The 11,642-nt window shown below is 47.1% G+C and carries 8 protein-coding genes; all 8 read left to right on the forward strand.

Going from position 1 to position 11,642, the window contains the following annotated elements; genetic code table 11:
* The first annotated feature begins 1,669 nt into the window (after nt 1–1,669).
* The 8 genes from ACIDITHRIX25_RS87060 (at nt 1,670) to ACIDITHRIX25_RS87095 (ending at nt 11,390) form a co-directional block, all read left to right on the forward strand.
* Nucleotides 1,670–2,305 carry an acetate uptake transporter gene (locus tag ACIDITHRIX25_RS87060; RefSeq protein ID WP_052603852.1) on the forward strand — a complete coding sequence of 212 codons (636 nt, stop codon included), beginning with the start codon at nt 1,670–1,672 and terminating at the stop codon, nt 2,303–2,305.
* Between the two features lie 1,495 nt (nt 2,306–3,800).
* On the forward strand, nt 3,801–4,772 hold the full coding sequence (locus ACIDITHRIX25_RS87065; RefSeq protein ID WP_201732217.1) for a tyrosine-type recombinase/integrase: 972 nt from the start codon (nt 3,801–3,803) through the stop codon (nt 4,770–4,772).
* 1 nt (nt 4,773) lies between these two features.
* A complete protein-coding gene (gene whiG, locus ACIDITHRIX25_RS87070) occupies nt 4,774–5,559 on the forward strand; it encodes an RNA polymerase sigma factor WhiG (RefSeq protein WP_052603982.1) in 786 nt (261 codons plus the stop codon).
* Nucleotides 5,560–6,465: 906 nt separating this feature from the next.
* Nucleotides 6,466–7,329 carry a 30S ribosomal protein S2 gene (rpsB, locus tag ACIDITHRIX25_RS87075; RefSeq protein WP_052603854.1) on the forward strand — a complete coding sequence of 288 codons (864 nt, stop codon included), beginning with the start codon at nt 6,466–6,468 and terminating at the stop codon, nt 7,327–7,329.
* A 185-nt stretch (nt 7,330–7,514) separates the two neighbouring features.
* On the forward strand, nt 7,515–8,309 hold the full coding sequence (tsf, locus tag ACIDITHRIX25_RS87080) for a translation elongation factor Ts (RefSeq protein WP_052603855.1): 795 nt from the start codon (nt 7,515–7,517) through the stop codon (nt 8,307–8,309).
* 3 nt (nt 8,310–8,312) lie between these two features.
* Complete coding sequence (gene pyrH, locus ACIDITHRIX25_RS87085) at nt 8,313–9,056, forward strand: UMP kinase (RefSeq protein ID WP_052603856.1); 744 nt, start codon at nt 8,313–8,315, stop codon at nt 9,054–9,056.
* Nucleotides 9,056–9,625 carry a ribosome recycling factor gene (frr, locus tag ACIDITHRIX25_RS87090; protein WP_052603857.1) on the forward strand — a complete coding sequence of 190 codons (570 nt, stop codon included), beginning with the start codon at nt 9,056–9,058 and terminating at the stop codon, nt 9,623–9,625. The genes pyrH and frr overlap by 1 nt, the downstream gene beginning before the upstream one ends.
* Nucleotides 9,626–9,671: 46 nt before the next feature.
* Nucleotides 9,672–11,390, forward strand: coding sequence for a phosphatidate cytidylyltransferase (locus ACIDITHRIX25_RS87095; protein WP_201732218.1), 1,719 nt, complete (start codon nt 9,672–9,674; stop codon nt 11,388–11,390).
* Nucleotides 11,391–11,642 lie beyond the last annotated feature (252 nt).

The raw sequence follows: 11,642 nt of genomic DNA on the forward strand, positions 1-11,642 counted from the left end.
CTCTTGTTACTGGCCATTGAGAACTGCAAGTTGGTGGACACGAAGAATGCATACAAGTGGCCATCGCTTTTGAATGTTTTACCACAGCTCGCGTTAAGCTAAAGCCCTCCTTTTTGGCCATTACGAGTAGATATTTCATACGGTTCTGCAATGGGCATTTCTTGGAGGGGAGAAACCATACAACTCGTTGGGCGCTCTAGCCGAATTCGCACCTTACAGGCCTCGGAGAGCTATGTAGAGTCGATCAGATGAAAGTTGTCGATGGCAGTTTGATTTTTAGCTAGGGTTGACATTTCGATGTGAGGGAATTGGAAAAAGATCTCTTTATTATTCCTCTTTAATTGGTAGAAATGATACTTGAGAGCATTGCGGCCACAGTTGGTGAAGCCGATCGTTTGGCAATTGCCCGGGTACTCAATCAGACGACTGCTAAACCTGCCATGTTCGCTTCACTCTACCGAGCGTTCAACCCATCCTGACGCAGTATCGATCGGTGCGCCTCCATTGGTGGGACGTCTGGTTATGGCTTTGAGAGAGGCAGGTATAGCAATTGGCGAACCCACATGTGTGGGATGTGGACGAACAAATCACAAGGCGACCTCGTCGCAGGAAGGCGGGGTGTGTGGTAATTATCGGCGTCGACAGCTGGCTACAACGTGTGTTTCGTGTGGGAAGATAAAGATCGTCCACAAACCTAATCAGCACGAACGGAACATTGCTCATCACCACTAGCAATGCTCCACAACTCAATAGCCCCAATGGCGGCGCTAAAGAGCTAGAAGTCTATCCAACCAAACAGGAGGCAGCTATTTGCGAACTCCACTGGCCCGCTACGCGACGATAGCGCGACGATTCTGTTATACATCTTCGATCTCCTAAGCCAAAAGCAATGAGAGATCGTCAATTAGTTGTCTGAATTGGCAGAGTTAAGTGTGGTCATTTGATTTAGTTGCCGACTTATCGTCGGCAACTAAATCAAATGACCACCACGGGTAAGTCGATCCACGGGAAACCTAAATTAACTAAATTTTGGCGGCACCAAGGTGCCAGAAAACCATTAATCTGGAACTGAGCAAATGTGCCAACTATTCTGACACTCACCGCTACCCAAAAAGATATCTACTCAATTCTTGGGATAGTAGACACCTCAGGTCGAACCAAGACGGTGATTGCTCAACTGTAGTGCCCAAATCTTGACACCAATATGGTCATAACCTGGGCTTTCACGGGGCGGTGCCCGAAACTAGAGCTAAGAGTCCTGGGCTACTGCATCATCAATAAAGACCTATTCACATAAGGTGCCCAAGTCTGTATTGAATCGCCCAAGTGCCCTGCCATTGAATCGCCCAAAGATAAGGACGTGATATTGCCCAAGAGTTAAGAACGCTGCGCTGGCGCTATTTGCCCGGGGTGATGTGAACTGCCTTGGTTTTGCCCGTCCAACTTCAACTGCCACATTTGCGTTGGCGAGGAATTAAATGGCTGGAAGCTTGGCGGTGTTTTGAATCATTACTGGCGAGGTGACTGCCCTTTGGCCCTGTTTTTTTCCTTGGCGTATGATTGTCAGACACGTATACTTGTCTGATTTGTATTTGTGACTTATGTCATATATCATCTACAACAACAGATCGCGTCTGGAGAAGATCTGTTAGAGAAAGAGAGATTATTCGTGAGTACACGCGAAAAAACTGCCCAAATTTCAGGGTTGGAGCCACAATGGGATCCGGCGACTCCAACTGTCCTAGATAATCGAGCCGATCCAGGCCCGCTGGGCGTTCTTGCCTTTGCGACTGGGTCATTGCTTTTGAATTTTGTCAATGCAGGAGTCCTCGATGGAAAGGCGACAGCCTTGATCATTCCGGTAGGGATTGTGCTAGCTGGTTTGATCCAAATTATTGTTGCCCTCGGTGAATACTCGCGAGGGAATACCTTCACTTACGCTGTTTTTGGAACATACGGAGCTTTTTGGATTATCGTCGGCCTTTGGATTTGGCACTTTGCACCTATGGCTGGTACTGCCGGAGGTAAAGCTTTTGGAGCGTTCATAGCGTGTTATGTACTTATGACTGTCATCTACTTTTTATGCGCCCTTAGGATCGAAAAAGTACTTGCCGTGATCTTTGCCTTGATCGTAATTGCGCTATCCTGTGCGTCTATTTCAAACTGGACTGGTTCCGCAAGCATAGGAAAGTTTGGCGGCTATGTCGGAATTGTCTTTGCTTTGATTGCTTTTTATAAGGCTGCCGCTGATATCTTGGCCTTTGTCTACAAGCGCGAAGTTCTTCCTTTGGGCAAAGTAAAGTGAGGTTGATCGCCGAGTAATGAAAAATTGATAACTTTTTAAGGATGTCCGGATTAAGGTTTAAGAACTATCTGAGATCTGTCCCCCAAGTCAATTTGACTTCTTGGCCCCGGATCATCCTTATCCATCCTCTTGATCGGTCTCGGTTGATTAAGAGGATTTCGTTTTTTTTAGATCTTGACGCTGTTAGGAATTGAGCCACCTTGATTACTTTATCGAGTCTGTAATGGTGCTTTGAGCGAGTTTTAGCATCGTTATCGGGAATCTTGAATTTTGGTTCTCGAACCTTCGATTGTATTTGAGTACTTATGTTGTCAGTAATTCTCTCTAATGTCATTCCTTTGCTCGGGATCCGGAGTTAGTTTGCCAATCTTGGCGTTTTGAATTATTAGTTTTGAGCCGATCTATTAGTCTTGCTAGATTTCGTCATTCTATGATATTGCGATCCTCTATGTGCGCCAATTTAGCCAATTGAACCAATCGACGAAGCCATCCCCGCGAAGGCGGTACCAGAGCGACGAGAGCTGACTGGGTGTCATATATGACCTAATCGAGGAGCCAGCTCTGAGCTTTAGATAGTGCTTCTTTTAGTATTCATGAAGATCATTATTAGTATCCGTTTTAATTTTTATGATTTTATGTAGCGATGCTACGGGAGTGATCCCTATAGCTATCCAAGAGGATTTTTTCATTTTGAGGGTTTGGCTAATTGAAACGTTCCAAGATCAAAACTTTTTAATTCTTTTAGCTAGCCAGACGTATTTCCTATCTAACGTTTCATTGCCTATGTTTTGGAACGCTAACACAGGATAAAATAGTTTGTGTGACTATCACTGTGCCAGCGCTTTTCCTTTGAAGGGATTTGTGTTTTGGATTGATGCTTAGGTCTAATAAGGTCTTGCTCCCATAAGGCTTTACCAAGTGTTGGATTGATCGCAATGGATTTGGAGCAATTTAAGGCCAAGGGGAAGTTGGACCAAGGGTCGATTTGATTTGGCTGCTACCGCGTTTTTTGTTTTGGTCGCGGCTTTAGTGGGCTGTGGAGGGACTTGTATTCCACCAATAGGTTGGTAGCAGCTCAATGCTAAGGTGTCCAGGATTGTTCCAAACGAGGCTTTGAACCCCCAAGATAAATACTATGAAACGATCCAGAGTGCGGTTTGTTCTGGTTATAAGTCTGTGGTGGTCACGTTCGCTTTGGAGGGCTAGCTCTCACTGTAAAAGTTTTGGGTTGCATTTTTTGCTTTAGAATTTATTTAAATCAGAGAGGCGCCAGTCACTTAGGTTTTGCTTTCCAGCCACTTAGGTTTTGCTTTAAAGAGGAGAGTTGGGAGCAAAATGATCAAGGTATTTGGTGCTATCGTTTGTCTTAGAATATTTTAATTTTCAAGATTCTAAGTGTTGAGTTCTCGGCAAGATCTGCCGATAACTTAAATTGTTGTTGGTTTCGAAGTCATCATATTTTTATAACGGTGAGTCCGTAGTAAGTTGGGGAGCTATGGGACGATACGCGCGAGGGCAGTTGCTCGAATCTAAGTTGGATCTTACTGATCGAGGACTTGCACTGGTCGATAGTTATCTTGGAACGCGACGTGGGTTAGCTGAGTCTTCTTTGGCGCTATATCGACGCGATTTGAAGGATTTTGTCTCGCATCCGCATGAGAATGAGATAGTGCAACTCTCAAATGATGATTTGCGGAGATATTTTTCAACATGTCGTGCTGCTGGCCTGTCTCAACGCACGCTCCTGCGTAAGGCGAGCGTTGTGCGCGGATTTATGCATTTTGTTCGATCGCAAAATCCGAACGATCCGGATGAATTTGGGCGAGCATTGAGCGTTGGGCGAACTCCGAGTTCACTTCCAAAGCCGTTAAGTGAATCTGTTACGCGAGAGCTTATCGATAGAGTCGAAACGACTGCCAAAATTTCAATGACACTGGTCGATCTTCGGGATTGGCTTATTTTGGAGTTGATCTATGGCTCAGGGTTGCGAGTTGCTGAGTTGTGTTCACTTGAGTGGCCGGACTTTCGACTAGGTTCAGGATTTGTTCAGATTCTTGGCAAGGGTTCAAAAAGACGAGATGTTCCTCTTTCTGGATCTGCACTGAGGGCTCTAGGACAATTTAGAGCTGCCGTTGATTCCTCAAGTACGCTCGGCCATGCAGGGGATGAAGGTGTGGACGTGGAAGTAAATTCTCACAATCCGTTTTTGAAGAATTCAAGGGGGAACCCGATGACTCCGCGGGATGTGAGGCGAATATTGGAGCGTTGGTCGCTTTTTCCGATTTCTCCACATCAGTTGCGCCACTCCTTTGCAACAGACCTATTGAACAACGGTGCGGATCTGCGATCCGTTCAAGAACTTTTGGGTCACAGTTCGATTGCTACGACGCAGATTTATACAAAAGTATCGTTGGCCCGCCTCAAAGAGGTCCACGCTAAGACCCATCCGAGGGCAAATGACAACTAAGATGCAAACTGTGGAAGTAGACGATCAAGATCAAGTGACTCTTTTGTGGAAAGAGTACAAGACAACCAAGAGCTCGGATGCTCGTGATAGGTTGATCGTGAATTACTCTCCTCTGGTGAAATACGTAGCAGGACGAGTCGCTAGCGGTTTGCCAGGAAACATAGATCCTTCCGACTTGGTTTCCTATGGCATTTTCGGTTTGATTGATGCTATAGACAAATTTGACCCTGAGCGAGCGATTAAATTTGAGACCTATGCAATTGCTCGAATAAAGGGTGCGATTATCGATGAGTTGCGAGCCATCGATTGGGTGCCTCGCTCGGTCCGAGCTAAGGCACGATCGGTTGAAAAGGCAATAGTAAAGCTAGAGGCAAAGCTATTGCGAAGTCCAAGCGACGAAGAGTTGGCCGCCGAGTTGGGGATCACACCAAAGGATCTTGGTGATATTCTTACTGAAACTCGACGTCTTGGAATTGCAGCACTAGATGAGATTTTGGCCAGTTCAGAGCGCGGTGATTCTGGTACTTTAGGTGATTCGATTCCAGACAAAGCAACTGGTCCCGTCCTAGTTTTTGAGAACGAAGAGACAAAGCAGCTTCTCGCGCAAGCCGTAAATCGACTTGGCGATCGAGAGAAGATGGTTTTGGCTCTCTATTACTACGAGAGCTTTACCCTTGCGGAAATCGGGCAAGTATTAGGCGTCACTGAATCTCGAGTTTGTCAGATCCACACCAAGGCTGTAATGCAACTCCGATTACGGCTGAACGATTTCGATTCTCAGAATTAGATTCCCGCCACATCCAAGATTCAACACATTACTATTCGGCTATTAAGGGATGCTCCAACCCTCTGGGCCTAGTTATCGTGAGAGTTGACATATCACCATATCTGCCCTCAATTAGCTAAATTTTGTTTTGGTCATTATGGACCACGACTTAGGCGTGCTGGGAGACTTCCTTGGCTAGGCAGCCCAGCGAGAATGATTTGGCCCGCAAGACAACAAGGCTACTCTTTTTTTGCCCAAATGGAAGAGCTAAATCGAAGAGCCGAACCAGTCATAAGCGTCTATGCCCCAAGATGCCGGGATCTTTGAATTGTTTTTATTAGGTAAAAGACGAACTGGTTCCATAAATGTGCCACATAGGTAACAAAGATCGCTCCTATATCTCTTTTTAGGTCGATACCCGATGACCGACGGAGGCATAACTCCATCGAACAAGGAATCCTGCTTTGTTGATCGTCGTATGACCTTGTTAGCGCATGCCTGTTTCGTACTGGCCTGTTTCGTACTGGCCCCCCTTTTTTTTGGTTCAACTGCTCTATATCCCCCTACTTCATCCCCCTACTTCATCCCCCTAATTCACTGTGGTGCTAAATAGTGGTCTCCATTAGACGCTCAGTGTACCTTGGGCGAGGATCTCTTATCCATAAACCTGTGGAGCTCTCGCATTCCGGGATGGATCGCAGGCCGAAATCGTCATGGGTTAGCCTTAGAGTCTGAATATAGCTACGATGTAAGTCCCATGTATCGAAGTTGAGCAGATTTGTTTTGGGGTTTCATTCTAAAACGACGCTTTTGTTGTATTGATTATATAAGCTGTATGACGACTAATTCAAGTTCTGGAGCGTCCCAACGGTCGCACAAAATAGTGCGCGAGCTCCAAAACTGGTATAACCGTGGGAGGAAACCAATATGAGTCAGCAACCTGTTGTAACTATGCGTCAGCTTCTAGAAGCCGGTGTGCATTTCGGACATCAGACCCGTCGATGGAACCCGAAGATGAAGCGATTCATCTATGGCGAGCAAAACGGAATCTATGTCATTGATCTTCATCAAACCCTAAAGCGAATTGAGACTGCTTTTCTTTTTGTTCGCGAGCTAGCGGCACAAGACAAAACCGTTTTGTTTGTTGGTACGAAGAAGCAAACCCAAGAGCCGATAGCCAATTTTGCTCAAGTCTGTGGAATGCCTTTCGTGAATGAGCGATGGCTCGGTGGCATGCTTACAAACTTCCAGACCATCCTTGGTCGTGTCAAGAAGATGCAAGAGTATGAGCGAATGAAGGCAGCTGGTGATTTTGACGCCATGCCAAAGAAAGAAGCACTGATTCTCTCTCGTGAGTTGGAGAAGTTGCAGCGAAACTTAGGTGGTCTGCGCAATCTCGATCGTCTTCCGGACGCCCTTTTTATCATCGATACGAAAAAAGAGGCCATTGCTGTTACAGAGGCGAACAAATTAGGCATCCCGATTGTCGCAGTTGTAGATACAAACTGTGATCCAGATGTGATCAAGTATGTGATACCTGGAAATGATGACGCGATTCGCTCAGGCGAATTGATGTGTCGAATCGTTTCAGATGCAGTTTTGGAAGGTCGCAGAACTCTTCCCCAAGTTGTTTCTATGGCTAAAGTGTTGGATCCCGAGGAAGAGGCAAAGAGGCTATCTGCACAAGCTGAGGCTCGACGTAAGGCCGCTGACGAGGCACGCGAGCGCGAAGCCCGAATCGCTTCAAAGCGTGCGCGTGGCAAAGAGAGTGAAGCAGAGGGCGAAGCCTAACATTAAAATCCTGGAGATTCTCGAAGGAGTCATCTTCAGGTGGAGCAATCCCCAAAGAGTTTATCAAGTAGGGTAGATCTAGATTCCTGAAGTGGCTGACACACATGTGGTTGGCCACTTTCAATGTCTGGAACTACTCAATTCATCGAAATTACTATTACGACAACCAAGGTTAGGGTGAAAAAATGGCAATAACTGCAGCTGATGTGGCTACGCTTCGAAAAGCGACCGGTGCCGGAATGATGGATGTAAAGAAGGCTTTGGAAGATGCCGACGGTGACATGGAGAAGGCCGCTCAGATCCTTCGGGAGAAGGGGAAGGCCGGTGCGGCAAAGCGTGAGGACCGCGAAAACTCTCAAGGAGCTGTAGCGCTTGTTGTCATCGACGATCATTTGGGCGCCATCGCTGAGTTGAAGTGCGAGACCGATTTCGTTGCTAAGTCTTCGGAATTTATTGCAATCTTAGAGCGAATTACGATTGCTGTCGCCGAAAAGGGCGAAGAGGCTAAAGATACCTTTGAGGCGGACCTGGATCTGCTAAGGGCCACTTTGAAGGAGAAGATCGAAGTCGGTAAGGTAGCTCGCTTTGTTGCACCTGAAGGCTCTGTAGTCGATGGCTATTTGCACACTCAGTCTGATCGCGGCGTCAATGCCGTTCTGGTCGAGGTGTCGGGTGGCAGTCGCGAATTGGCACATGATATCGCAATGCATATAGGCTTTTCGCGTCCCCGCTTTGTCTCTCGCGACGAAGTACCCAAGGATGAGGTGGAGGCCGAGCGCCAGACCCTAGAGACCATCTCTAGGAACGAGGGAAAGCCTGATGCTCAGATTGAAAAGATCGTTGATGGTCGTATGCGTGGCTTTTATGAGGGCATCTGTCTGATGGATCAAAGGTTCATCCGGGATGAAAAAATCACACTTGAGCAACTCCTAGGACAAGCTAAAGTGACCAGATTTTCTCAAATTCTTATCGGCCAATAAGCTATGGCACAGACTTCACAGCCGGTAGTGGCCAAGTGGAAGCGTGCTGTTCTTAAAATCTCCGGAGAGGCGCTGGCTAGCTCCTCTTCGGATGAGATTATCGATGCGCTAGTTCTAAATCAAATAGCTGCCGAGGTTGTCGAGGCGGCACGTGACTTCCAGGTGGAGCTGGCCATTATCGTTGGAGGCGGCAATATTTGGCGGGGAGCAGTTGGTCCGGGCGCAATGCTCGAGCGCGCAACAAGCGACCACATGGGAATGCTTGCTACAACTATAAATGCACTCGCACTCCAAAATGCGATAGAGAAGTTGGGTCAAGCGACTCGAGTCCAAAGTGCGATTCAAATGGCCGAGTTGGCGGAGCCCTATATCAGGCGTAAGGCCATAAGACATCTCGAAAAGGGTCGAATTGTCATCTTTGCAGCAGGAACAGGTAATCCCTACTTTACTACCGATACGGCTGCAGCGCTTCGGGCGGCTGAGATAGATGCTCAAGTAGTTCTGAAGGGTACACATTCAGGAATCGATGGTATCTATAGTGCTGACCCGAAATTAGATCCTTCTGCTACCAAGTTTGATTACATCCCTTTTATGGAGGTTGTCGCTCGGGATCTAAAGGTTATGGACTTGACGGCTATCACTTTCTGTAAAGACAACAACATTCCAGTACATGTTTTTGATTTAATGACTCCAGGTAACATACTTCGTGCGCTACGGGGCGAATTCTTAGGTACTCTGGTTTCATAATGGATGAATCAATTATTGAATTAACACTTTTAGACGCCAAAGACCGTATGCAAAAGGTAATTGCGCATACTCACAGTGAATTTGGTGCATTTAGAACTGGTCGAGCATCATCGAGCATAGTTGAGCGTTTACCAGTTGAGTATTATGGCACTGAGGTGCCGCTTTTGCAGATTGCTGGTTTTTCAGTTCCTGAGGCAAGAGTTTTGGTTATCACTCCATATGACAAAGGTGCTCTTGGGGCTATTGAAAAGGCGATTCAGGCATCAGACGTTGGCATCAATCCATCCAATGATGGGGCTGTCATTCGCTTGAACTTTCCTGTTCTAACCGAGCAACGTCGTAAGGACCTTGTGAAACAGGTAAAGCATCGCGCAGAAGAAGGACGAGTCGGCATACGAAATCTTCGTCGGACTATTCGTCAAGAGCTCGAGGCAGCCCAGAAGCGCAATGAGATCAATCAGGATCAACTTGACCGCGCAGAGAAGGACCTGGAGAAGATTACAGCAGATTCAATTGCTGACATTGACAAGATGTTAGAAAGTAAAGAGAAAGAACTCTTGGAGATCTAGGATCGAGTACAGCGGTGACTTCGTAGATGGAGTCAAGGAGGATTTAGTGACTCAGGCAAGCCAAGACGGATCGTACGACTCTTTAGGTGATGATAAGTCACCAAAGTGGCGAGAGCGACAAGAAAAACGCGCTCTGTCACGAAATGATGTCGATACGGATGGTTATGACGCCGATTTACCCCACTGGACGGAAGCTCCGACTGGTGAGATTCCTATCCAATTTGCAATTGACCGCACTGAGGTAATCGATGTTGATCTGGACTCTGTCGATGAAGGGGCTTTTCGATGGGTTAAAAATCGAAGACATCTGGACGCTGACGACGAGTTTGAAGCCACCAAGGAGGCTCTTTTTTCCGCTCAAAGTGAGGTAGCCGTTGGACGGCACTTTGCCAGCAGCGGCGATTTGATCGAGGAGGATGTGATTGACCTCGAAGGTTTCGATGATTATCCCATAGGCAAGCATGCTCGACGTATATCCACCACCCCAGTACGTACAGTATCGTCCTCTACACGCTCGACCAGAAGGACAAAGGTCTCTCCTTTGGTCGGTGACAACGCTGCATCTACTCCTCAACCAAAGCACCGTCACATGCGAACCTCTAACAAAGAAGTTTCAAGGGATTTAAAAGGCGATGCAGCCGATCTGCCTCCAGCAGGGTTTGACGCCCCACTGGTAGAGGATTCTTCGTCGTTTGTCTCGAGATTGGGACGAAGAGACAAGACTAAAACAAAACCAATGCGTGCTCCAAGTGAAAATAACGCGCCGGCCGAGGGGCCGTCGCGTTCGATTAAGGATGATCAAACAATGGCGCGAAACAAGCGAGGTGAAAGAAGGGTAGACCCACCTGCTTCTTCTTCGAACCCAGCGGGTGAGGTTCTCTATTCTCTGAAGGGCGATACCAACGACACATTGGGCGCTAGGGCTAAGAAGTCGTCAGTTTTCTTACGGATTGCGACTGGAGCGGCTCTTGGAGCGTTGGCTGTAGTCTGTTTTCTGGTGGGACAATGGGCTGTTTTGGTTATCTTAACCATAGCGGTGGTCATTGCAATGTCTGAGTTCTACAACATGCTGGTCACCGATCATCCAAATGCACCAGTTGGCGGGTATAAGCCTGCCAAGCTGATAGGGATCCTAGGTGGCGTCGCGTTGATATACGGTGCATACTACCAAGGTGCTGCAGCCATCGCTTATGTCTTGAGCATCTCGTTGGTTGCGTGTTTTGTCTGGTATCTCGCCGGAATACTCAAAGGTCCAATTCTCCCTAATGCCTCTGTAACCTTTTTAGGTATTGCCTGGATTGGCTTGGGTGGGGCATTCATAGCATTGGTGATGCGTCCTATTCCGGGTGATCCCCGGCGTGGCTTGGCCTACATGATGGCGATTTTGTTGGTAACGGTCTCTGCCGATGTCTTTGCCTATTTTGGTGGGTTGGCATTGGGCCGTAGAAAGCTGGCTCCAACAATATCTCCAGGCAAGACTATCGAGGGCTTTCTCTTTGGTGCTCTAGGTTCTGTTTTGGTGGGTGCTTTGATTACGAGCCACATACATCCTGTGACTCCGCTTCTGGGTGGGACCATTGGACTGATAACCGCCTTTGCAGCTCCAGTTGGAGATCTAGTTGAATCTAAGATCAAGCGAGAGATCGGTGCTAAGGATGCAGGTAGCATCCTGCCGGGTCATGGCGGCATCTTGGATCGTATTGACGCATTGATCTTCGTTACACCGATTCTTTATTATGTTTTGTACTTCAGTCATCATCTTTGATGGTACGAAGTTTCTGTGATGGTAACTTTCAATTTTGAAGGATTTTTTTTGAAGGTATTATCCAGTTATCGTTTTTGATTAAAGGTGCTTTCGGGGAGCCGATGTCGTCTTGATTGATCACATAGAGGCGGCCATCGACCTTTTTATTCGACCAACATTATTTCCGAATCGGTAAGGTCGATAGGTGATTGTCCTTGATGTAGCCTAACCTGGGGATAAACTTTGATGTTTTAAAGTTTTTCGTATCGTGGA

The organism is Acidithrix sp. C25, from assembly GCF_904848545.2.

Excerpts from the sequence above, each read along its gene's own strand:
- ACIDITHRIX25_RS87065 (WP_201732217.1), top strand. The coding sequence starts at position 3,801 with ATGGGACGATACGCGCGAGGGCAGTTGCTCGAATCTAAGTTGGATCTT.
- whiG (WP_052603982.1), top strand. The coding sequence starts at position 4,774 with ATGCAAACTGTGGAAGTAGACGATCAAGATCAAGTGACTCTTTTGTGG.
- rpsB (WP_052603854.1), top strand. The coding sequence starts at position 6,466 with ATGAGTCAGCAACCTGTTGTAACTATGCGTCAGCTTCTAGAAGCCGGT.
- tsf (WP_052603855.1), top strand. The coding sequence starts at position 7,515 with ATGGCAATAACTGCAGCTGATGTGGCTACGCTTCGAAAAGCGACCGGT.
- pyrH (WP_052603856.1), top strand. The coding sequence starts at position 8,313 with ATGGCACAGACTTCACAGCCGGTAGTGGCCAAGTGGAAGCGTGCTGTT.
- frr (WP_052603857.1), top strand. The coding sequence starts at position 9,056 with ATGGATGAATCAATTATTGAATTAACACTTTTAGACGCCAAAGACCGT.